The organism is Vibrio sp. STUT-A11 (assembly GCF_026000435.1).
In the GTDB taxonomy this organism is placed as follows: domain Bacteria; phylum Pseudomonadota; class Gammaproteobacteria; order Enterobacterales; family Vibrionaceae; genus Vibrio.
Map to the genome: position 1 here is coordinate 37,889 of NZ_AP026764.1, position 21,979 is coordinate 59,867.

The 21,979-nt window shown below is 44.0% G+C and carries 21 protein-coding genes; 12 read left to right on the forward strand and 9 right to left on the reverse strand.

Annotated elements, in window-relative coordinates:
- The first annotated feature begins 279 nt into the window (after positions 1-279).
- Together OO774_RS15935 and OO774_RS15940 are read left to right on the forward strand one after the other, a co-directional pair.
- Positions 280-1,248 (forward strand): porin, encoded by a 969-nt coding sequence (locus OO774_RS15935; RefSeq protein ID WP_264907362.1) that lies wholly within the window; start codon positions 280-282, stop codon positions 1,246-1,248.
- A gap of 574 nt (positions 1,249-1,822) precedes the next feature.
- Positions 1,823-2,437, forward strand: coding sequence for a glutaredoxin (locus OO774_RS15940; protein WP_264907363.1), 615 nt, complete (start codon positions 1,823-1,825; stop codon positions 2,435-2,437).
- Positions 2,438-2,505: 68 nt separating this feature from the next.
- Here OO774_RS15940 and OO774_RS15945 read toward each other — a convergent pair whose 3' ends face one another.
- From OO774_RS15945 to OO774_RS15965, 5 genes are all read right to left on the reverse strand, one after another.
- Complete coding sequence (locus OO774_RS15945) at positions 2,506-2,640, reverse strand: hypothetical protein (RefSeq protein WP_014234655.1); 135 nt, start codon at positions 2,638-2,640, stop codon at positions 2,506-2,508.
- A gap of 130 nt (positions 2,641-2,770) precedes the next feature.
- A complete protein-coding gene (locus tag OO774_RS15950; protein ID WP_264907364.1) occupies positions 2,771-3,118 on the reverse strand; it encodes a hypothetical protein in 348 nt (115 codons plus the stop codon).
- A gap of 174 nt (positions 3,119-3,292) precedes the next feature.
- The gene (locus OO774_RS15955; protein WP_264907365.1) at positions 3,293-5,416 is read right to left on the reverse strand and encodes a methyl-accepting chemotaxis protein; all 2,124 of its coding nucleotides are present in this window, start codon (positions 5,414-5,416) and stop codon (positions 3,293-3,295) included.
- A gap of 446 nt (positions 5,417-5,862) precedes the next feature.
- The gene (locus OO774_RS15960; RefSeq protein ID WP_269469176.1) at positions 5,863-7,146 is read right to left on the reverse strand and encodes a peptidoglycan DD-metalloendopeptidase family protein; all 1,284 of its coding nucleotides are present in this window, start codon (positions 7,144-7,146) and stop codon (positions 5,863-5,865) included.
- A 120-nt stretch (positions 7,147-7,266) separates the two neighbouring features.
- Positions 7,267-7,899 carry a hypothetical protein gene (locus tag OO774_RS15965; RefSeq protein ID WP_264907366.1) on the reverse strand — a complete coding sequence of 211 codons (633 nt, stop codon included), beginning with the start codon at positions 7,897-7,899 and terminating at the stop codon, positions 7,267-7,269.
- Positions 7,900-8,282: 383 nt separating this feature from the next.
- On the opposite strand from OO774_RS15965, the gene OO774_RS15970 reads away from it, so the two are divergent.
- The 3 genes from OO774_RS15970 to OO774_RS15980 all read left to right on the forward strand — a co-directional run bounded on the left by OO774_RS15970 (position 8,283) and on the right by OO774_RS15980 (position 11,419).
- A complete protein-coding gene (locus OO774_RS15970) occupies positions 8,283-8,615 on the forward strand; it encodes a GFA family protein (RefSeq protein ID WP_264907367.1) in 333 nt (110 codons plus the stop codon).
- Between the two features lie 217 nt (positions 8,616-8,832).
- Positions 8,833-9,504 carry a YoaK family protein gene (locus OO774_RS15975; RefSeq protein ID WP_264907368.1) on the forward strand — a complete coding sequence of 224 codons (672 nt, stop codon included), beginning with the start codon at positions 8,833-8,835 and terminating at the stop codon, positions 9,502-9,504.
- A gap of 550 nt (positions 9,505-10,054) precedes the next feature.
- The gene (locus OO774_RS15980) at positions 10,055-11,419 is read left to right on the forward strand and encodes a YjiH family protein (RefSeq protein WP_264907370.1); all 1,365 of its coding nucleotides are present in this window, start codon (positions 10,055-10,057) and stop codon (positions 11,417-11,419) included.
- Between the two features lie 176 nt (positions 11,420-11,595).
- Here the strand turns inward: OO774_RS15980 and OO774_RS15985 are convergent, their stop codons facing one another.
- On the reverse strand, positions 11,596-11,859 hold the full coding sequence (locus OO774_RS15985; protein ID WP_264907371.1) for a hypothetical protein: 264 nt from the start codon (positions 11,857-11,859) through the stop codon (positions 11,596-11,598).
- Between OO774_RS15985 and OO774_RS15990 the strand changes: the two genes are divergently transcribed.
- The gene (locus OO774_RS15990; RefSeq protein ID WP_264907373.1) at positions 11,845-13,716 is read left to right on the forward strand and encodes a methyl-accepting chemotaxis protein; all 1,872 of its coding nucleotides are present in this window, start codon (positions 11,845-11,847) and stop codon (positions 13,714-13,716) included. The genes OO774_RS15985 and OO774_RS15990 overlap by 15 nt on opposite strands.
- Before the next feature lie 67 nt (positions 13,717-13,783).
- Here OO774_RS15990 and OO774_RS15995 read toward each other — a convergent pair whose 3' ends face one another.
- From OO774_RS15995 to OO774_RS16005, 3 genes are all read right to left on the reverse strand, one after another.
- Entirely contained in the window at positions 13,784-14,149 is a 366-nt protein-coding gene (locus OO774_RS15995) for a hypothetical protein (RefSeq protein WP_264907375.1), read from the reverse strand.
- A 227-nt stretch (positions 14,150-14,376) separates the two neighbouring features.
- Positions 14,377-15,534, reverse strand: a complete 1,158-nt coding sequence (locus tag OO774_RS16000) for an aromatic amino acid transport family protein (protein WP_264907377.1) — start codon at positions 15,532-15,534, stop codon at positions 14,377-14,379.
- 679 nt (positions 15,535-16,213) lie between these two features.
- A complete protein-coding gene (locus tag OO774_RS16005; protein WP_264907379.1) occupies positions 16,214-16,522 on the reverse strand; it encodes a hypothetical protein in 309 nt (102 codons plus the stop codon).
- A 138-nt stretch (positions 16,523-16,660) separates the two neighbouring features.
- On the opposite strand from OO774_RS16005, the gene OO774_RS16010 reads away from it, so the two are divergent.
- The 6 genes from OO774_RS16010 to OO774_RS16035 all read left to right on the forward strand — a co-directional run bounded on the left by OO774_RS16010 (position 16,661) and on the right by OO774_RS16035 (position 21,977).
- Positions 16,661-16,990, forward strand: coding sequence for a helix-turn-helix domain-containing protein (locus tag OO774_RS16010; protein ID WP_264907381.1), 330 nt, complete (start codon positions 16,661-16,663; stop codon positions 16,988-16,990).
- Positions 16,991-17,127: 137 nt separating this feature from the next.
- Positions 17,128-17,469, forward strand: coding sequence for a winged helix-turn-helix domain-containing protein (locus OO774_RS16015; protein ID WP_264907383.1), 342 nt, complete (start codon positions 17,128-17,130; stop codon positions 17,467-17,469).
- 74 nt (positions 17,470-17,543) lie between these two features.
- The gene (arsB, locus tag OO774_RS16020) at positions 17,544-18,599 is read left to right on the forward strand and encodes an ACR3 family arsenite efflux transporter (RefSeq protein WP_264907385.1); all 1,056 of its coding nucleotides are present in this window, start codon (positions 17,544-17,546) and stop codon (positions 18,597-18,599) included.
- Between the two features lie 402 nt (positions 18,600-19,001).
- Positions 19,002-19,949, forward strand: coding sequence for an HlyD family efflux transporter periplasmic adaptor subunit (locus OO774_RS16025; protein ID WP_264907387.1), 948 nt, complete (start codon positions 19,002-19,004; stop codon positions 19,947-19,949).
- A 4-nt stretch (positions 19,950-19,953) separates the two neighbouring features.
- On the forward strand, positions 19,954-20,880 hold the full coding sequence (locus OO774_RS16030; RefSeq protein WP_264907389.1) for an ABC transporter ATP-binding protein: 927 nt from the start codon (positions 19,954-19,956) through the stop codon (positions 20,878-20,880).
- Entirely contained in the window at positions 20,877-21,977 is a 1,101-nt protein-coding gene (locus tag OO774_RS16035; RefSeq protein ID WP_264907391.1) for an ABC transporter permease, read from the forward strand. Before OO774_RS16030 ends, OO774_RS16035 begins: the two co-directional genes overlap by 4 nt.
- Positions 21,978-21,979 lie beyond the last annotated feature (2 nt).

The window sequence follows — 21,979 nt, forward strand, 5'->3', positions numbered from 1 at the left end:
CTAGATCGCATACCCGCTTTTTAAAATCAAGCAATTCGACTGATTTTGAGTTTTGTGTCACCAATCTGAATCAGAACACTTATTGAACAAATCAATTGCGTTTGGAAAGCAATATTCTGCTGTTGAGTAAAGTGTAGAAAAGTCAGCCATTTACTCGCAATAAAACTGAAATAGAATCATAACAGAACAGAAATCTATCTTTCATTTTCACCGTTTACCTTAGCGTCATCAACACATCAGGCAAGAAAGCCCATTTATAACAAATAAGGTATTAAGATAATGAAAAAAGCAGCACTAACTACTGCAATTCTATCAGCATTGGTAACAGCACCATCTTTCGCAGCAACCGTTTACTCAAACGACGGCACAGAGTTAAAAGTTGGCGGTCGTGTTGAATTTCGCGGTGATTTTATCGGTTCAGGCGGCGCAGAAGTTGAAGGCTCAATGGAAGATAAAAGTCGTGCGCGTGTTAACCTTAAGGGTAAAACAGACATCGGTAACGGCCTTTCAGCATTTGGTGTATACGAAGCTGAGCAAGACACTGGCGAGAGCGAGTTTCAAAACCGTTACATGTACGCAGGTGTAGATTCAGATGCAGGTGCTTTCTCAGTAGGTCGTCAAGACATGGCTGCGGTAATCATCTCTGATATGACGGATATCACTGAGTTTTCTGGTGTTCAACAAGTTATCGATTCATCTTCTGACAAAGAAGACAGTGTGTTCGCTTACCGTGGTGAGTTTGATGCACTACAGCTGCAAGCGACTTACCAAGCGAACTCTGGCGATGACCAAGACAAATACGGCATCTCTGGTATGTACTCTCTGCCAATGGGCCTAGACCTAGGTCTTGCGTACTCAGGCGGTGACGTTGACGCAGACAACTCTGAAGACCAAATCCTTGGCGGTATCGCTTACTCTCTGGATAACCTATACCTAGCCGGTACTTACTCTCAAGGCTCACTAGATGATTCTGAAGACTTCACGGCTTACGAATTGGTAGCAAGCTACAAAGTGGCTAGCAAAGTGACCATCGCTGGCCTGTACACTTACCAAGAAAATGATCCAGATGGCGCGAGCAAGTACGACGCAACGGATGGCATCGAGCTAGTTGGTTACTACAAGCTAAACAGCAACTTCCGTACTTACCTTGCTTACTACTTCAACCAACTTGATGAAGAGAAAGATGCCGAAGGTTTGGTTACTGAAGGTGAAGACACGCTACGTCTAGGCGTACGTTACGATTTCTAATTCTCTCTTGTCCTAGAGCGAGTCCTTGGCCGGCACTTTTGTCGGCTTTTTTTTTAGCAGAAATACGTTCCCCGGTATTTCTTTGACTACTTTCATTAACTTGCGTGATTCTTCCCCTGACCTTTTCCTTATTTGTGCCCTGTTTTAATGCAATTTTTCACTGACTTAGTGCATACCTCCTAAGTGGTACAGTACGTAAAAATAAATATCGTTATATATCAAGAAGATAAAAGTTGGCACGCGAACTGCAATGTAGATATTGCAAATGCATGGCAGCGTTTGTGCTTCTCGTTCTTTGTACCTGTTTTAACAGGCACGTCCTTTGAATTGGTAATGTGGCCTCCCTATGGGAGGCATTTTTTTGTCAGTGCTTTTTATTGGCTTCATAACCAATAGCACGTATTCTCCATACCACGCTATCAGCAAAATATTTTAACGTAGCCAAACCCTTTTACCGTCGCGGACAACTAATTTGGCCTTTATCAGAGTTTGGACGTAAAAGTGCGTGTTAAGTTGAAAGAAAAATCCAGCTTTTGAGTTCTATATTTTCAGAGAAGGAAATAAGGAGCGTCGTATGACACAACCAATCAAAATTACACTCTATCGCTGGGCGGGAAGTTGGGGACCGTTCAAGGTTAATATCCCGTGTGGGGAATGTACCCTAACCCGCGATATTTTGATCGATACTTTCGAAAATGAGCTGTCCGACGTTCCTGTAGAACTGGAAGTAAAAGATTGGTTATCTTGCTGGTGGGAGCCATTAAAAGCAGGCGCGTGGCACGCGCCAATCCTGATGGTGGAAGGCAAAGTAGTCAGCCAGGGAGAAGCATTAAATCGAGGCGTATTAATACAGTCGGTTATTTCTCAGTGGGTTAAACGGGATAAGCTTAAAGGAAATATCGTTTACGGGAAGGCAACGTGTCCACATTGTAAAAAGGCTAAGCAATTGCTTGATGATGCAGGTATCTCATACCAGTACCACGATGTCGTGAAAGACAGTGCCGCGCTTTATAGAATGATTCCTGAAGTGAAAGCCATTATTGGTGAAAAAACACCCGTAACGGTCCCGCAAATATGGCTTGATAGTAAGTATGTGGGAGGCGCAGATAAGCTGGAAAAGTGGTTAGCAGCAAAGGGGCTAGATAAAGTCCCTAATAATGTTATTGAGATACCAAGCCAATCCGCATAGCGCGACTTGTAAATACGCTAACGCTATAGAAACAAAAAGCCCTGATTAGGTAATCAGGGCTTTTTGTATTAATTCGCTAGCTTTTTCACTAAACGAGAAAGAGCAGAAGCTTTTTTCTTCTTCGCTTTACCGTGAAGTGCTTTGTGCATTGCATCTTTAGCAATCATTTGGCCAATGTAAGCGCCACCAAGTTCGTTTGTCATGACCTTCTCCTTGAAGTTACCCTTCTTGATTATGTAGTAATCTTACACCACAAAAAGACAAAAACAAGATCTAAGTCACACATTTTCGTAATTAAATTTCAACCCAAACTAACCTGGACACACATTTAACTTAGCGTTTTGGCTGTTGGTAGGTTTTACCAGCAGCAACATAAGTATCTTTCTGTTTGATTTCAAAGAAAGTTTCAAAGAACCAGGCAGCAAACTTGATTAAGTGATCTCCCTCATTCATGACATGCTCAACATATTCTTGCTCTTGACCAGACTCATCTTGTTGCGTTGTCATATGGTAAATTCGCTTTTCACCATCCACTTCTGCAAGGCCAAACTGACCAGTTATAGATTGCGCCGCTTGTGCAACCTCGTCTTCTTCACAAGCTTTCAGTAGCTCTAGTGCCTTCGGCATGCTCTCTTGCTGGACAATTTCTTTTACCAACGTTTCAAATTCATTTTGTTGCATTCTTTCACCTAACGATTAAAGACGGTTTGTCGAGCATTTTAGAAAGGCGATGTCTCCCTTGCAAGAAGATTCAAACGGATGCTTCAGAATGGGACGAAAGATGGATACGCTCACGTCCTGCTTCTGGAAACAGAGCAGCCACCAGAAAACAAGGCGGGTTGCCCCGCTCCGCTTTTATGAAGCCTTGCTCACTTCAAAACGTCCGACTAATTGGTCGAGACGCTGTAGTGAATTCTGCATCAATGTTGTTCTGCGAGATAATTGTGAAGAAGCTTCTTGAAGTTGAGTCACCGTAGACTGCGCTTCATCCGCGGTTTGTCGGTGTTCTTCACTGTTTCTGGCGATATCCTGAATCAAAGTAAACAGACTGGTGACTGAAGTTTGCAACTGTTCACTTCTGGCCGATTCATCCACCACTTGCGTGTTGTTCTCCACATTGGTGATCCCTTCCTGCATATAGCTAACAGCACGCTCTGACTGAGTATGAAGCGCTGTCATTAACTCACCAATGTTATTCGCCGCCTGGGAGGTCTTGTTAGCAAGCACTCGCACTTCATCCGCAACGACAGAGAAACCTCGTCCATGCTCTCCGGCTCGCGCTGCTTCAATTGCAGCGTTCAGTGCTAATAGATTGGTTTGAGCGGTTATTTCAGTAATGACAGAAACAATACTGCCTATTTTTTGCATTTCGTTGTTCACTTCGTTCACTGTTTCAGCTGAAGATTGAACAATACTTTTAATTTGCTGAGCACTTTCTGCGGCTTTCTGATATTCAAGTTGGGCTGACTGTACGGTCTGCTGCATCAACTCGTTCATTTCATTTGCAGTATCATTAGCGCTATTAATTTCTTTACTTTGTACGCCAGCAAGAGAAAGCATGTCGGTAATGGAAGTCGCCGTCATATCACTACTTGCGAGTAATACCTGACTACGACGGAACATAGACTCCGACACCTTCTGCACTTCTTTGCTGGCGAAAACGAGCTCTTCAATAATGCCTTCTAAACTATCAATAAAACTGTTAGTCCAGCGACCTAAATCACCCGTTTCATCTGACTTAAATTTACTCTCATTCAGGCGACGTGTTAGGTTCCCGTCGCCTTCTGCTAATACCTGCATTACCTGAGTCATACTTTCAAGGTTTTTAGCCATGGGTTTAGCACTAAAAACATGGAACAACCCTATCGCAACAAGCCCCATGACAATAGAAAGCAACAGGAGCAGATCTTTTGCCAGAGGGAAGAACGCATCAATCACAAAAGGAACCAGCATAGGCCCGAAGATACTCAGTGTGAATTGCTGATTCAGTTTTTGCGCAATAGAGCGATGGCGGTAAACCTCTTCCAGATCGGACTCACACATCATGCCCCAACGATCTTTCGATCCTGGCAAAGTGAATGTCACCCCCTTACCTATCACAGGTATATGTCGGTAATCCGAATAACCCGGATAATCGATGTATATGTTCTCACCATTTCGGATCGTTTCTCGAACCCCAGGGTGAAGCTTATTCGTCGCCGGGTCATTGAACACAATCTCAAACTCAGTATGGTGATTTACCTTCACCACACCCCATTTGGTATGAACACCATCTTTCAAGTTCTCTCCGTGCGAAAAGTGGTTATCCTCAAAGCGGGAACGAGACAAAGCAACACCAGGTTTAATAGAAGGGTCAAAGTTAGAATCGACCATAAATAGATAGTTATCACCTGATTCAGTATAGATATGACCAGCTTCTCGCTGAATTAAATCACCGATAACATCATTAGGAACACGCCCACACAAGCAGCCTTTTGTATTGTTTTCAAACTCTATTGGCTGATAGAACATGAGCGTCACTTCGTCATGGAAGTGTGAGCTAGAGGGCCCAATCGCTAATGTCACATCATCACGATATGGTCCATGCAAAAAAGGTTGGGTAAGCCCTTCTTGTAACGCTTGTAGTGATACAACTTTCTTTCCTTTCTGCGCCAAATAGGAAGATTCAATAATTTCTCCCTGAGCAGAAACAATAAATAATTCGGATAGGTCAGAACTACGTTGTAATAGACGATTCAACGTATCTTGGTATTCATGTTTGGATTTAGTTGCTACGTAAAGAGAAGCGTCATGCAGAAAGGACCACTGATTTTCAGCCCAGGTGGTTAAGATTTTGACTCTGGTATTGGCAATATTCTCAAAAGTTTGTTGTAAAGAAGCTTTTCGTTTTCTGTTAAACCAGCAAGCTTTGCGCATTGCGAGTTTTCCTGTACAACCAAACCACGGCAGCCACCTCTGTTCTTCAGGCGTCAATTGCATAAAAATCCCTCGTTTTCATATTCTTATGAAGAAAATTTTGCAATCCGCGTTCCAACATTGAGATGTTAGTACATTATTCCGCACTTAAATAAAATAGAGCGTGAGTTGACTATAATATTAGAAATCAACCAGTTAAATCAACTTCAAGTATTCCCCCAACTTACATTAGAAAACCCTACTGTAGGGATTCAAACTCCAACCCGCACCAACTTAGTGCCAGAAAAGCACCATATCGAGTCAGATTAAACGTTACTGTCCTAAAACTCTTACAGAACGCACGTACGGACTTCATGTACGTATCATCATACTTCCACTCAACGCTTCATTCGGGAAAATTCGGGCTCTTTCAACCCGATAAATTTAGCAGCGTCGCAAAGAAAACAAAAAAAGCCAAGTAATACTTGGCCTTTTCAAACTAACAAGATAATAGGGTATAACCCCGCGTATTATAAAACCGCTTTCTCTTTTTCTTTCAGCAGCTTATCCATCGCATCACGATTAGCGATGAATGTTGCCATTTCTTTCTTAGGCACCGAGCTCGCCATTGGAATATTTGCTCTCATGGCATTTACTGGTCGCCCATACTGGATCAATTCGTAGTGAAGGTGAGGTCCAGTAACACGGCCCGTTTTACCCGACAGACCGATTCGTTGGCCACGAGATACTTTTTGCCCTTTCTTCACCAAGATCTTACTTAGGTGTAGATAGCGGGTTTTGTACTTACTGCCGTGTTCAACCACGACGTAATTACCCGCATATGGGTGTTTACGTGTCATGATAACTGTCCCGTCACCTGTTGAAACCACTGGTGTACCGATTGGCGTCGCGAAGTCGGTACCATTATGTGGCGCGATACGACCTGTCACAGGATGACGTCGGTTAGGGTTAAAGCCAGAACTAATACGCCAACCACGACTTACAGGGTAACGTTGGAAAGCACGCTGTAGACTTTCACCTTTCGCGTTATAAAACTGACCATCGGTGTGCAGATAAGCTGTGATTTCACGACCGCGATTATAAATTTTTATCGCTTCAATTTCATTCTTACCTGTTGAGAACCCGTTGATGCTTTGTGAACGTCTAACCACTTCAAACCGGTCTCCAGCACGAAGGTCTTTGCCAAAGTTTAATTGCTCTTTTAGCAAGTTCACAACTTGGCTGATTTCAGCAGACGTTAAGCCAAGACGACTGGCAGATGAAGAGAAACTACCATGAATAACACCGACCAGAGGTTCTTGAGTCCAAACACCAGGAATTGAAATGTCGGTAAAGTCATAACTACCGTCACCGTTCAGCTCATAAACCACTTTGTCTGCAATAGAAAATTGCAGTTCCATTTTAAGTAGTTCACCTTCGATATCATCACGCCAGAATCGTAATGTATTGCCGGGTTTCAACGTATCAAGCGCAAGGTAGTTTAAGTCAGTTTCCATGACTTTCATTAATGAGCTGTAGCCGAAACCGAGCTGGCTAAAAATCGTACTAAGATTGTCGCCAGCCTGGATTTGATATTCAAAGTTTGGTGGGGTGACAACTTCTGCAGTCGTCGCATCAAGAATTCTTTCAACAACCTGCGATTCTGGCAGGTTTAAAGCAATGGTTTTCGTCAATGGTGACTCTTTGAGAGAGTGAGAAACACCGATAGCGACCAAAACAGGTAAGGAGTACAACAGCAGCGCTCTACGACCTTTCAGATTAGGCAGCCGTCTTGTAATTTCATTTGTAGACACGGGAATTACTATCTCCTTATAAACAGGCCTATTAGCTTATGCATTCCAGCATAAGAAATCACTAGGAAATTTCGAGATCTAGCTCAGAAAACACCTTTTTTTTACACAAGTAAAATAAATTCATCCTTGTTGCATATGTAGGAAATTACCTACACGCTTCAGGGATACAGAATTTAATTGCTTAGGTGTTTCCGACATCGCTTGATTTACATCATGCGTGAGATAGGAAGCCTCGATAATAGTATCGTCTCGCCATTCCAATTGATGAAATTTAATACGATCACCGATGAACACACTATCAAGTAATATGACACGGCTTGGCAGTGCATCAAATTTAAACAGACCAATATAATAAAATGCCCCTGTCCCTTGTGTAGTCACTATCATCGGTGCAAGGATCCACGGCTCCTGATTTATCTGGCGTTGAGCTATAAACTCCGTCGGTAACAAAACCTTACCTTTTGTAGAACCAGCGTCATAATGACCGATCAAATAACCAAGTTCTTTATCCCAATCTTCAATGAAGCTCACTGCATTTTGCTCAGGAACCTGAATTGTCCACGGGTTTGAAGATTTGATATTAAGCACGTCCGAAATAATCGAATTTGATTGAACTTCGCGTTGTGGAAACTTGGCTAATATTTCATCATCGGAGAGGCTAAAGCGGTAAACACCCGCAACAATCACAGTGATTAATAATACAACGGGAATAAGAAGGATAAGTGGAATAGGCAGAATTCTATTGCGAGCCATAGAGACTTCCTTGTTTTTATATTTTATAAATCGCGCACGGAGTATATACCAAATAAAGCGTCTTCACCGTAAAACAAACTCGGTACCAATACATCAAATGTTTCAAAATAAAAATGACCTAGCCTGACTAAGTTCGTCGAGTTTTCGTTTGAAAGGTGATCGCTGCCATGGGGTATTCGGCCTTAAATGTCCTAAACTGTTCTCTGAGAACTTGAGAAGATTTAGCCCTGCGTGACACTAACCATCCGATTGCCATTACAGGTGCTCAACGGGACATGAAGACAGTTTGAGGTTATTTAAGTTAAACGATGCCAAAACCAAACAGAACCCACTCATGCGAATGTGCGTGCGGCTTGATTCAACTTCGCTGCTTAGGTGAACCCATGAGTACATCAATTTGCCATTGCTTTGAATGTCAAAAACGAACTGGCAGCGTATTTGGCGTTCAGGCTCGCTTCGCCAAAGAGCACGTCATTTTAGATGGTGACGCGATTAGCTATACCAGAATCAGCGACGACGGGAGCGAGGTCCGATACGAATTTTGTCCAGCCTGTGGCACCACTATGCGCCTATTACTCTCCGCTGCACCAGACATTATTGTTGTACCGGTAGGGCTCTTTAGTGACAAGGAGTTCCAGGAGCCGACCGTTTCTATCTATGAAGAAAGAAAGCATGGCTGGGTCAGTTTCGAATGCACGATGGAGCACATCGAATGAGCGTCAACCTTATTTAGGAAGGTACACACTTTCCAAAAAAGTAGCTTGTTCTCAAGCATTTTCCATCACTATTTGTTACCTCTGATTTGTTGTGATTGGCCTATCCGCCGCTTTTTTGAGTTTTTTTTGAGAATGATCAACCGAGTTGTACTGTGAGGGGTTTCGTATCTCGGTATGAGCGCTATAATCGCCTCCTAACATTTGGTGGGGTTTTATTGTGATTTCCAGACTTCCTCGTTGGGTGGAATATGGCGCGTTTCTACTGGCTCTTCTCGCAGGCTGCGTCAATGCCGTTGGTCTACTCGGCTTTCAACATCAAGCGATAACACACATTTCCGGAACCGTAACTCAGCTAGGAAACAGCTTGCTAACAGGTGTGGACAGTTCCATTCACCTGCTCTTTATCGTATTTAGCTTTTTGATTGGTGCTGCGTTCAGTGGTTTTTTTATCGAAAGCAGTGCATTAAAACTTGGGCGTCGTTACGGGGTTGCGCTGTGTATTGAAGGCAGTTTACTCCTTCTTAGTTTGGGCTTTTTGGTTCAGGGCAATGTTTATGGCCAATATTTAGCTTCCGCTGCCTGTGGTTTGCAAAACGCGATGATTACGACATTTAGCGGCGCTGTAGTCAGAACCACTCACATGACCGGTATTATTACTGATCTAGGCATCATGATTGGCGAAAGCTTGCGCGGACGTCAATTTGACCGTCGAAAGGCCCTATTGTTCTTATTTATCTTTTCAGGTTTTTTGCTCGGTGGCGTAGCCGGAGCAGCCTTATTTACTGTGTATGGTCTGCATACACTGGTCTTTCCAGCGCTATTAGCCTTCGCTACCGCCATCATTTATTGGATATATTTGTACAAGCTAAACCACAGCCCAACATATTGATAGTAAAAACAAACTATCAAATAACGACTGTAAAGCAGTCTAAGTGTAAATAGTTTCATAGCACTTAGGCTGTAAATCAGAACCTGACTGAATAGCATCACAAACGCGCCAGCGAATTCCGCTCTCGTGCCTTACGACTATCCCTAACTTTCCCTCTCCCGTATTCAACACTCAAACTTGGCATGTGTCAGTGGAAAGTCGTTATGTTAGGAAAGTGTAACGGTGAAAAATTCGACAAATACCACATGACTTAAATCACACTTATCCACGGTTTTACTATTCCAATCACACTGTTTTCCAGAATTACCTTCACAGAAGTCAATTGATGATACAATTTTCTAACACGGGCAACATATTCGTATACAGAATTGCATTATTCAATCAGTTTTCCGACAAATCGACTGAATAAGTAAATGTATTTAATGAATAGTATTGCAATGGATGCAGTTTGCGGGTACCCTCCGCTTCCTGCGATTAAATACGGATGTTTAGTGAATATTTATGTCATGCAGTATGGCAAGTATTGACTAGTAGTAACACGAGACAATGTATGCACAATAATACTAATGCTACTGAAGCACCTAAAGGCAACTTTTGGATGTTCCTGATCCCATCCTTAATCGGTCTTTTACTTTTTATGGCGCCAATCTCTTATGATGGTGACCTTACTATCCCAGTTGCAGTCATGGCTAAAGTCATTCCGGCTGTGCTTGGCGACACATTGATTGCCATTATTACCGTTATCATCGCTTTTATGGCTGTCGCTTCTGTTCTTTGCAAAATTTTCCAGCCAGCTGCGATTCTTCGAAATGGTTTCCTGAACGGCCTGTTTAACCCATCTCCACTTTGGTTGCTTGTTCGCTTAATCGGCGGTGCTGCCGTGTTGATGACCTTCTTTGAAATCGGCCCTAAAGCGGTCTGGGAAGAAAACACAGGAGGATTGGTTCTAACAGGACTCTTACCAACGCTGTTTGCGGTATTCATCTTTGCAGGCCTTTTACTGCCTCTGCTGCTTAACTTTGGTCTGCTGGAGCTGTTTGGCGCATTGCTAAGTAAAATAATGCGTCCAGTATTTAACCTGCCGGGTCGTAGTGCTATCGACTGTATGGCGTCTTGGTTAGGTGATGGCAGTGTTGGTATCTTGCTGACCAGTAAACAGTACGAAAACAAGTTTTACACCCAACGTGAAGCTGCGGTAGTGGGGACCACATTCTCAGCAGTTTCTATTACCTTCAGTTTGGTCGTTATCGCTCAGGTTCAACTTGAGCACCTGTTCCTGCCGTTCTACGGTACTGTCTGTCTCGCAGGGGTCGTTGCTGCTGTGATTATTCCTCGCTTACCACCACTAAGCCTTAAGAAAGATCGCTATATTGACGACAGTAAGCCAGACAAAGATGCAGATGCTGTTCCTGAAGGCCATACTACATTTTCTTGGGGTATGGATCTGGCTCTAAAACGCGCGTCAGAAGTGACTTCGTTCCAATCGGTGTTTAAAGAAGGTGTTCACAACGCAATAGACATGGTCTTTGGCGTTCTACCTGTAGTTATGGGCCTGGGTACCGTAGCTTTGGTCGTGGCAGAATACACACCAGTATTTGAGATTCTGGGTCAGCCATTCATCCCATACCTTGAATTGCTGCAGATCCCTGAAGCGGTAGCCGCATCGCAAACCATCGTCGTTGGCTTTGCTGACATGTTTATCCCTGCGATTCTGGCTGCATCAATTGATAATGAAATGACTCGCTTTGTCATTGCGGCTATGTCAGTAACTCAGCTTATCTACATGTCTGAAGTAGGTGCTTTGCTGCTAGGCAGTAAGATTCCAGTTAATATCGTAGAATTGTTCGTTATCTTTATTCTACGTACCCTAATCACACTGCCTGTGATTGCTGGTATGGCGCACCTAATCTTCTAAGATCAATTACTCTTGTTAAGGCTCCGCTGCGGCGGGGCCTTTTTTATTTCTTAGTTCAAGATTTCCTATCGCTTCGTTTCAATCGTGGTTCACAATACCAATCGATGAAATTGGCTGGTTATTCTCTTGTCTCAAGTTTGCACCATTCTCATCAGACCAGCCTGCAGAGACTCATCTTAGCATGGCCTCTGCTCTAACTTATTCATATCAAAGAAGTAAATAATAACTTCAACTTTCAGCCATAAGCAGTGTGCCAAATCTAGTGCTTTTTTATCCAAAAAACGCATGTTTAGTTTCAAGTTTTTCACAATATTGTCGATAAGTAATGAAGAACCAAACACACTGGTTTCTTTTGCTATCAAATTCACCCGGGTAATAAGAGGTGAAAGCAGGGATGAGCCATAGGGATACTCAGAGGAAAACAAATGAAATTCAGACACAAGGTTGTCACCGCCTCTTCAATTTTGCTACTAATTACTGTATCGCTACTGTCGATAGAGCAAGTCATAACAATCCGTACGCAAACCAGCGAACATATTGATTCTAGCGTGCAGGAAATACTAACGAGCGTAGGGAACACCGTAGAATCAGAGATGGCAGCCAAGAAAGATCTTGCTCGCTCTACTACCGAAATCATTGAGCTAGATCCAAACTCATATGACTATGTTAAGAGTATTGTCGAGAAACCAACCCTGAAATCCAGCTTCATCGCGATTGGTTTAGGATATGACAGTAACGGATTCGTGGTCGAAAATGACGATGGGTGGGAACCAGATGCGACTTACGACCCTCGTAAACGTCCTTGGTTTATCGACGCAAAGAACAAAGGCGACCTTGCAGTTACCGCTCCATATGTTGATGTCTCGACGAAAAGTGTCATTATCTCGGTTGGAACAGCGGTCCAAGAAAATGGTCAGTTTACAGGTGCTATGTTTTATGACTTAGCTCTCACGACACTTTCCGATTTGGTCAATCAAGTAAACTTGTTTGACGCGGGCTATCTGTTTCTAGTTTCTTCTGATGGCACCACCATTGCGCACCCTAACAGCAAGCTTCATGGCGAGAAAATAAGCAGCTACTTACCGCAGGTCAAACTGGAAAGCACGAATCAAAAGATTGAAATTGATGGCAGCCCTTACATGGTCAGCCTCGAGCACATTCCAAGCGAAGATTGGTACCTAGGTGCAGTAATCGACGAAACAATCGCCTATGCAGACGTAGCGGAGTTACGTAACAGTGCGATCATTTATTCAATCATTGCGATTATCGCGTCAATTATTGCGTTAACTCTGTTGATTCGCACATTAATGCGCCCGCTTGATACTCTCAACAACGCGATTAAAGATGTGGCATCAGGAAAAGGCGATCTCACTCAACGTCTGGAAACCAATACCGATCCTGAGTTTTCTGAGCTTGCAAAAAACTTCAACACCTTTATAGAAAACTTACAGCATCAAATCATTGAATCAAAAAATATTTCTGACCAGATCTTAACTGGTACGCAAATTACCGCCAAGGGTGCCGAAGACTCCGCAGGCGCAATTCAAACTCAGCTACAGGAGCTTGAACAGTTAGCAACGGCCATGCACGAAATGTCGGTTACAGCAACCGAAGTAGCGAATAATGCTCAAGGAGCTGCTAGTGCAGCGAAAGAAGCGGATCAAGCGACGGTTGAAGGTTCATCAGTCGTAAGCGAGTCGACACAAACCATCAACCTGCTTTCGGACAGTATTGATTTGGCCGTCGAGGAGGTTCATGTCCTTGAATCGGCAACGGCGAACATTGAAACGATCCTTAAAGTGATTAACGACATCGCAGATCAAACCAACCTACTCGCGCTTAACGCAGCGATTGAAGCCGCACGAGCGGGTGAGTCAGGTCGAGGCTTTGCTGTGGTAGCAGATGAAGTGCGTACGTTAGCTCAGCGCACACAAGAGTCCACTACAGAGATTCGTAGCATGATTGAACAGCTTCAGTCTGGAGCTTCATCCGTTGCCAGTGCGATGCACCAAAGTAAGGGCAGCGCTGTAGAAGCCGTGGAAAAAGCCGAGTTAGCCAATAATTCACTGCAACGTATTCGTGATGCTATTCAGCGAATTTCTGACATGAACTTACAGATAGCCTCTGCAGCTGAAGAGCAGAGCTTAGTTGCTGAAGAGATCAACAACAATACCGTTAATATTAAAGACCTGTCTACTCAGGTTGCTGAATCAGCGAATCGAACCAACGAAGCAATGCAAACTCAGCAAGAGGATGTTCATAAACAAGACGAAATCCTCAATCGATTTACCGTATAAAGTAACCTTCAATAACAACAGCGAGCCTAGCTCGCTGTTTTGCGTTTCATCCACTTATAAATTCAGACTACAGTCTTAAATCGACATGAACATAACGATCGTTTGAACGACGATAATAGTGATCGTCAACTTTCAAATAGGTCAAATTACCAATTTGGATAAATACGCTATTGCTTGGAACGCGATCGCGGTAGTAATACCTTTGTCTTGGTGGTCTATGCTCAACCACAATCACATCTCGATGCTTATATTTATGTTTATGCTTATGCTTACGCTTATGGTGGTGACGATCATGGTCATCATCATCGTGGTAGTGATGATGATGCTCTCGTTCATAGCGATGTTTATGCTTTGGATCCGCCATCGCGTCGGCACTAAACATACCTAAAGAAAGCATCACGCCAGCCATGGCAACAGATAATTGTTTTGACACAACAGTTCCTCTCATCGAAATTACCCCTCTGATCTTAGGCAGCGGGGAGCTATACCATGTCAGATCCCCGCTAAGGTTTTTCACCAAACCGTCAGTTTTTTTGCCAAATATCGGGGTTACGTCAGAACCATTACTCCGCCACAATGCCTATCATTATTTCTGAACCAATAAAAAAGCCGCGCTATTTCATCAGCGCGGCTTTAGCAAAATTGTCTTTTACAAGGTTATTACACTGCTTGAGCAATTAACAAGAAGCAGCCAAACAAGAACATCATGCCCATTCCCATCGCGCCACCGCCAGCTTCATAGATATTGCTATCTTCCACTGGTACACGACGGACTTTCATCGTCATCGAAAGAGGAACAAATACCGCGAGGAATACCAAGATAATACCAGCATAGCTAAGGATAGCTAAGAAGTGCTCTGGTGCAAACACCGCCCCCAACAAAGGTAAGATAAATGTGGTTACAAACACCACTGGCTTATTTGCTTGTAACAAGTCTGCATTTTGGTCGTAAAGAGCCATCGCCACCCCTAAGAAAGAGGTCAGTAGCGCAAGGCCCGTAAACATAGACAGAATAAACTCCAGACCCGAGTACTGCTCTCCAAGTACCGCAATCAATTCAGTCACATTTGAGTATTGTGCTAGTTCATGAGGTGGTAGGTTACCTACAACAGCAAGCAGCCAAAGCAGATAACAAACAAGCGGAATGGTCGAGCCAGCAATGATCATGTTACGCAGTTGCGTTTTACTCGCTTCTTTGTTGTAGCTTACAAGTGAAGGAATCACCACCATAAAGCCAAAGCTTGTAAATAGAACAGAGCTGGTTTTAATCAAGGCCACTTTGTCTTCGCTGACGACTTCATCCAATCCTTCAAACGTCACGCTTGGCATAAGAGCAAAAAGAGTGAGAACAAGTGCGACGATCATACCAATAAACAAGGCGCGATTAAGCTTATCAACGACACCAGTGCCGGCAGAAACAACGATGCCAACCAAAAGAGTGAAGCCAACTTGGCTTGAAATTGTCGAGATTGGGAGTCCCATCGACGCAGTAACTTTTTGTAGCAAATCACCAGCACCGATAATGTAAGCCATGAGTAGACAAACAAGCAGCGCATAAAGCAGGCCGTTAGTAATCAACTGACCACCTTTACCCAGCGTTTCTCGGGCAATCGCGTTCATGCTAACGCCACCACCAACTTTACAGCTCGCTTCAAGAAGAAGCAGTGCCGCGTAAGTGGTTCCGGCCCAGATGAATAGCATAAGAAGTGTGCCCCAAAGGAGGCCAAATTGAGCAAGCACCATAGGTATAGCAAGCATACCGGCGCCAAGAGCAGTACCTGCAACAATCAGGGAGCTGCCGACAAGTTTTAGATTCACGGTTAATACCTCTAAATTCAATCCGTTTTTGTTTCGCCTGCCGTACTCAATCCAAAGTACAAACAACAAAAAGTTCCCTATTTGCCAAAATTGGCCGAAAACTGGCGGCAATTAGCAATAACATGCACTGAAAAAAGAGAATGTACTCTAATTTCATCGGCATGTAGGCGATCATTTTTGGGCGATATTCTGATTGATGGGATGCCCACATTTTGGGTTCGAAGCAAAATAGGTCATCAGATTCATCAATCTCTCACTCGAAATAGAATGAGATTGGTTCGGCGAGATTGTACGGCATAACCAGGAGAATTGAAAAGTAAAAGGTCAAAGTTTCAGCCATATATTTTAGTGATTGCAACTAAATACCTAACATGTGCGGTTAAAACAACCAGTAAAGAGAGGAATGTCTGGCACTCTCACGGGGATATATCGAGTGTACAATTTTATTTACAGCTTGGAAGAAGACGTTAAATTCCAATGCCGTAGCCTAGATCAGACAATATCGCTATTATTCGCTGCGTACCGACATCGTTCGGTTCACATACCTCTAAAACACTGAGTTACGGTTCGAAAATTTGGTAACTTAAGTGGCGAAATGCTGGGTTCGGTTCCCCAGCATTTACATTTCCCTTGGTATTAAACCAAATCTATACGACACATAACTCTTTGAGTTTATTAGTCAGCTTTCGTCTAAAGCCTGGATCATATACGTCAAAGCATCAACACCCTCATCTGCAATCACTTTTTCGGTTTTGCTCATGCTCTTATAAAGGGTTTGCAATTCTTCTTCACCAATCGATTCACGATGTAAGTAAAGTTCCTTGTAGTTCATTAATCGTGACTGGGATTCACGCGTCAACGCCAACACATCTCCACCGGATGTTTGCTGTTTGTCTGCAATCTCACTAAGTAACGTATCTAAAATGCGTTGCATTTTGCGAATATCTGTTTCATTCGTTTTTGAATGATAGGACTGATAATGTTCCATTTTTTATAGCCAACTGAAATTTATGTATTTTTTAGGTCGCCATTCATATACCTAATTTTTAACAAGATAAAGAGCAGCTGGTTAAACTGGTCCACTTCTTGCGTATTTTAGGTCAAAACAGTCCATTCTGGAGATGGTATGCAAGTCGACCCTATTATCGAAGCACTGATCAAAAGGCGAAAAGAGCTCGGCTTCTCCCGTGAACAAATCGCCAAAATGGCAGGGATGAGCGTTAAAACCTATCAAAGAATTGAACGAGGTGAATCCGATCTCAAACTTTCACAATACCGCTCAATCTTAAGATCAATGCAGCTAACTGATCTTGATATTGCACTCGATATCAGGGGCGTGGAACATGTGACAGAACAGGATCTTGCCTCCATCGCTCGCCTATTATCACCTGAAGCACAAGCCTTATTAGTACGTCTTTTATCTCTCATACTCGCGCAGCGTAATAGCACTTCCTAAGTCGGATGGTCTGTCACAATTAAGCTGCAATATCGGTTCTCCAATATGTAATGGAGACGTTTTAGATCGCCTTGCATAACCACTCCTTACCACGTACACTTAATCGCAATTCGACGATTAAGTATAAAGACCGACTGATGAACGACAAATGCAGTAATACTTGCCAGGTTTCTTTCAAAACGACCGAGCAACAACTTAACAAAGAAAGAACCTTGGCTGCACAGGCAAAAGCTTTGTCACACCCTGCACGTATACGCATCCTGCATATCCTCCATAAGTTAGACACAATGGACAACTGCTTGAATAGTGATTTAGTCTCTGAGCTGGGCCTTGCGCAATCAACCGTTTCTGAGCACTTACGAATTCTAAAACAGGCAGGCTTTATTACTGCCGAGCCTAATCCACCAAAAGTTTGTTACCGTATTCAGCGCGAGGCTTTGGATAGTTTTAACGCTGAGTTTTCTAACCTTTTTAACTAACTAATCGCCCTGCAAGCTACGAGGGTAAGTGCAAATTCAACAATCGTTTTTCGACGATAAACGAGGAAGATACGATGACCACCGAAGTTTTAAGTAGTGCTAGCAATAAAATGAGTTTTCTGGATCGATATCTCACAGTATGGATCTTCGTCGCGATGGCAACTGGTGTCGCTATCGGTGCCGTTTTCCCTCAAGTTGCCCAATGGAACGAAGCCATGTCAGTCGGCAGTACCAACATACCGCTGGCTATTGGCTTGATCCTGATGATGTATCCGCCACTGGCGAAAGTTGACTACGGCTTGCTGGGAACAGTGACGAAAGACAAAAAAGCCATCACGCTTTCATTAGCGATGAACTGGATTGTTGGTCCGATTCTGATGTTCATTCTTGCGCTGACATTCCTGGGCGATCATCCTGGCTACATGGTTGGGATAATCCTCATCGGTCTTGCTCGTTGCATCGCTATGGTTCTGGTGTGGAACGATATCGGCGGCGGTAACAAAGAGTATGGGGCCGCGCTGGTCGCTTTGAACAGTGCTTTTCAAATTTTGACTTACAGCGTCATGGCATGGCTGTTTATTACGGTACTGCCACCCTATTTTGGCTATGAAGGTTTCATCGTTGATATCTCTATGGGAGATATAGCTGAAAGCGTTCTGATTTACCTTGGCATCCCTTTTCTCGCTGGCTTTCTTAGCCGTAAGTGGCTGGTCGCAGCTAAGGGTGAGCAATGGTACAAAGACGAGTTCATCCCGCGAATTTCACCCATCACGTTAGTCGCTCTGCTTGCAACCATTGTTTTGATGTTCAGCTTAAAAGGTGAAATGATTTTAGAGCTTCCTATGGATGTATTCCGAGTCGCGATTCCACTGGCTATTTACTTCGTATTGATGTTTTTTGTTAGCTTCTTTATCGGTAAAAAAATCGGGCTTCCTTATGACAAAAATGCTTCTATCGCTTATACAGCGACTGGTAACAACTTCGAACTCGCTATCGCAGTTTCTATCGCGGTATTTGGTTTAAATTCCGACCAAGCGTTTGCAGGTGTGATTGGCCCACTGATTGAGGTGCCAGTGTTAATCGCGTTAGTTAACGTCGCACTCAGAATGAAAGCGAAATACACCGCCTGATGCAAGAGTTTACTGAATATCGCTCAGGCGCTTCCCTAACGGAATGTGTTCTCCGTTGAATACACAAACTCAGTGAACTCGCCAAACGTAGCCCAATTGCTGTTGGGCTTCGTTCTTTCACCCGCCCTATAAACAACCTCTCAATGCACTGAATTGCTCAATCATCACACTGACTACAATTACATATACATCTTAAAGAAGTACGAAACCCGATCACGCTCTCGATTCTGTACGTTGAGCACACAGCAATTCAGTTAAGAGCCTAAGTCTCTCTATTTAAACAGAATAGTTTTTAAATACCATGCTAAGCTGTAATAAAGCTCGTTCACTGCTGAAATATATCCAGTAATTTCAGGGCATCAAAATGACTTGTCCAAACATCTTTCAGGGAAGCTCCGCACTATGAAGCGAATTATCTTTGGCACCTTAATTATTGCTCTACTGACTGCATGTTCAAAAGACAACACGCATCAAGCACTCGGAACACTTGAGCGTGACCGCGTCACTTTCACCGCGACCTCAAATGAGATAATTCGCGCCCTACCCGTTAAGGAAGGCAGCCAAGTTAGTGAAGGTGAAGTTCTCGTGCAATTGGATACCAAGAACCAACAAGCGGTGCTCGCACACACAGTAGCCGAGCAAGCCAAAGCCGAAGCTTATCTCTTGAAGTTAACTAACGGTGAGCGTCCAGAAGACATCGCTGCCGCCTCGGCAAAAGTCGCAAGAGCCGAAGCGCAACTCACAGAAGCTCAGAAAAGCTATCAACGCACAGTCGAACTGGTACGCAAGAAGCTTATTAGCCAATCGGAGAAAGACTCTGCACTGGCAGCAAGAGATTCAGCTCGGGCTGAGTTGAACTCCGCCAAAGAAGAGTTCAGCAAGCTCACTGCCGGTTCTCGACCTGAAGATATTGATCAGGCTAAAGCGGAATTGATGGCAGCGAAAGCGGATGTTGCGCTGCAAGAACAGAAACTGGCAGAACTGACCATTACCGCCACCCGAGATGGAACGTTGGATAACTTACCCTACAACCTTGGCGAGCGAGTGCCTTTAAATGGTATTGTTGCCGTAATACAAGCGAGCAGGGTTCCCTATGCCCGAGTGTACGTTCCTGCTAAATTCCGCCTTAATTTTGTCCCAGGTAAAACCGTTACCGTTAATGTGGATGGACTGGCAAGTTCTTTACAGGGAACCGTACGCTGGGTAGCTACCGAGCCGTCATTTACGCCTTATTTCGCGCTCACAGAAGAAGAACGTTCGCGTTTGATGTATCTGGCTGAAGTCGATTTACCTGAGTCGGCAAAATCGCTACCTTCTGGTGTGCCAGCTCAAGTTGACCTAGTGGAGTAATGCCATGACGGAATACGCCATTCAGGCTAAGAATGTAGTCAGAAAATTCGGTAATTTCACGGCGATAAACGACATCACACTGAATGTTCCCAAAGGTTCTATCTACGGATTTTTGGGTCCGAATGGCTGCGGTAAGTCGACAACTATTCGTGTACTGACAGGTTTGCTCAGCCCTACCGAAGGCAACGTCGATGTTCTTGGGCTGGAGATTCCTAGGCAGTCCGAAATGCTGCGCCTCAAGATCGGTTACATGACACAGAAGTTCTCACTTTATGACGATCTCTCTGTCCAAGAAAACCTCGAATTTATTGGCCAAATTTTTGGTCTGGGTAGCAAAGCGCTTAAAACCCGGATTGAAGAACAATTGAGAACCTATGGGTTGGATCAGCTACGAAAGCAACGAGTCAGCGGCATGAGTGGCGGACAAAAACAACGCCTTTCTCTTGCTGCTGCAACAATGCATAACCCCGAACTTCTGTTTCTTGATGAGCCTACCTCCGCCGTCGATCCTGAAAACCGACGTGAGTTTTGGGAGCAGTTGTTTGATTTATGCGACCAAGGCACCACCATTTTAGTCACCACCCATTACATGGACGAAGCCGAACGGTGCCATCGTCTGGCTATTATGGAGTCAGGTGAAATTCGTGCCGATGGTGAACCGGAACAGTTGATGGAAAATATGGGCGTGAACATTATTGAAGTCAAATCAGACAAACTGCGTGAGTTAAAAGAAAAACTCCTTCAACGTGATGAGGTTCGTTCTGCCGCTCAGTTGGGGATTCGTTTGCGCATTCTGATCCACCAGCATGTTGAGCATCCAATAAATTGGCTCAAACAGACATTTCCGGAATTAGAAAATGCCGAAATGAATCATGCACGACCAAGCCTGGAAGATGTCTTCGTCACTGTAACTGGGAAAGGCCGCCAATGATCAAGCCAATAGCCCGAATGAAAGCCGTGATGATCAAGGAAATTCGTCAACTTTCCCGAGATAGGGTCACCTTTGGTATGGTCGTGATGATCCCGCTTATTCAGTTACTCTTGTTCGGGTTCGCAATCAATACGGATATTCGCAATATTCCGGTTGGTGTCGTCGATCAAAGTGGCAGTACGGCCGGGCGTATCATTGCTCAGTCAGTGGAAGTCACTCAGGTTGTGGATATCAAAGAGACCTATGCCACTGCGCAAGAAGCAGAGCAAGCGATCCAGGACGGGCTTGTGCGAGCAGTACTGATTTTACCAAGCGACCTGACACAACGAATGATGCAAGGGCGCGAACTGGGCCAATGGATCGTCGATGGTTCCGACACCATGATCAGCTCAGCAATTTTGTCGCTACAAACCATGCCTCTCACTGACTTTGACTTCGAGATTCGATCCAGGCCGACCAAAACCTTTGAGGTTGCGCTGTACTACAATCCCAGTCGCCGTTCTGCGGTAAACATTGTTCCGGGGTTACTCGGTGTGATTCTTACCATGACGATGATCTTATTCACCAGTGCGGCTATTGTACGTGAACGAGAACGCGGGAACTTAGAATTACTTATCACGACGCCAATCCATTCTATTGAATTGATGATTGCGAAAATCGTTCCTTATATCTTCGTCGGCTTGATTCAAGTCTTTATCATTTTAGGTCTCGGCCATTGGATTTTTGGCGTTCCTATCAACGGTGCCATCAGCCAAATGCTGTTTGGGACATTGCTCTTTATCGCGGCAAGCCTGACCTTAGGCCTGATGATATCCACCATTGCTAAAACACAGCTGCAAGCCATGCAGATGACCGTGTTTATTCTGCTACCATCCATTCTGTTATCTGGTTTTATGTTTCCCTATGAAGGAATGCCAGTGGCGGCACAATGGATATCGGAAGTGCTTCCCGCTACCCACTTTATGAGAATGATTAGAGGAATTGTGCTACGTGGTGCGGACTTATTCGATTTATGGCGAGATACGTTATGGCTAGTTGGATTTACCATCCTTGGTCTGTTAGTTGCTTCTCTCAGGTTTAAGAAGTCGCTCGATTAACA

Coding starts and splice junctions, on each gene's coding strand:
- OO774_RS15965 (WP_264907366.1), bottom strand. CDS start 7,899: ATGGCTCGCAATAGAATTCTGCCTATTCCACTTATCCTTCTTATTCCC.
- OO774_RS15935 (WP_264907362.1), top strand. CDS start 280: ATGAAAAAAGCAGCACTAACTACTGCAATTCTATCAGCATTGGTAACA.
- OO774_RS15955 (WP_264907365.1), bottom strand. CDS start 5,416: ATGCAATTGACGCCTGAAGAACAGAGGTGGCTGCCGTGGTTTGGTTGT.
- OO774_RS16010 (WP_264907381.1), top strand. CDS start 16,661: ATGCAAGTCGACCCTATTATCGAAGCACTGATCAAAAGGCGAAAAGAG.
- arsB (WP_264907385.1), top strand. CDS start 17,544: ATGACCACCGAAGTTTTAAGTAGTGCTAGCAATAAAATGAGTTTTCTG.
- OO774_RS16025 (WP_264907387.1), top strand. CDS start 19,002: ATGAAGCGAATTATCTTTGGCACCTTAATTATTGCTCTACTGACTGCA.
- OO774_RS16005 (WP_264907379.1), bottom strand. CDS start 16,522: ATGGAACATTATCAGTCCTATCATTCAAAAACGAATGAAACAGATATT.
- OO774_RS15980 (WP_264907370.1), top strand. CDS start 10,055: ATGCACAATAATACTAATGCTACTGAAGCACCTAAAGGCAACTTTTGG.
- OO774_RS15945 (WP_014234655.1), bottom strand. CDS start 2,640: ATGACAAACGAACTTGGTGGCGCTTACATTGGCCAAATGATTGCTAAA.
- OO774_RS15990 (WP_264907373.1), top strand. CDS start 11,845: ATGAAATTCAGACACAAGGTTGTCACCGCCTCTTCAATTTTGCTACTA.
- OO774_RS16015 (WP_264907383.1), top strand. CDS start 17,128: ATGAACGACAAATGCAGTAATACTTGCCAGGTTTCTTTCAAAACGACC.
- OO774_RS15940 (WP_264907363.1), top strand. CDS start 1,823: ATGACACAACCAATCAAAATTACACTCTATCGCTGGGCGGGAAGTTGG.
- OO774_RS16035 (WP_264907391.1), top strand. CDS start 20,877: ATGATCAAGCCAATAGCCCGAATGAAAGCCGTGATGATCAAGGAAATT.
- OO774_RS15970 (WP_264907367.1), top strand. CDS start 8,283: ATGAGTACATCAATTTGCCATTGCTTTGAATGTCAAAAACGAACTGGC.
- OO774_RS16030 (WP_264907389.1), top strand. CDS start 19,954: ATGACGGAATACGCCATTCAGGCTAAGAATGTAGTCAGAAAATTCGGT.
- OO774_RS15950 (WP_264907364.1), bottom strand. CDS start 3,118: ATGCAACAAAATGAATTTGAAACGTTGGTAAAAGAAATTGTCCAGCAA.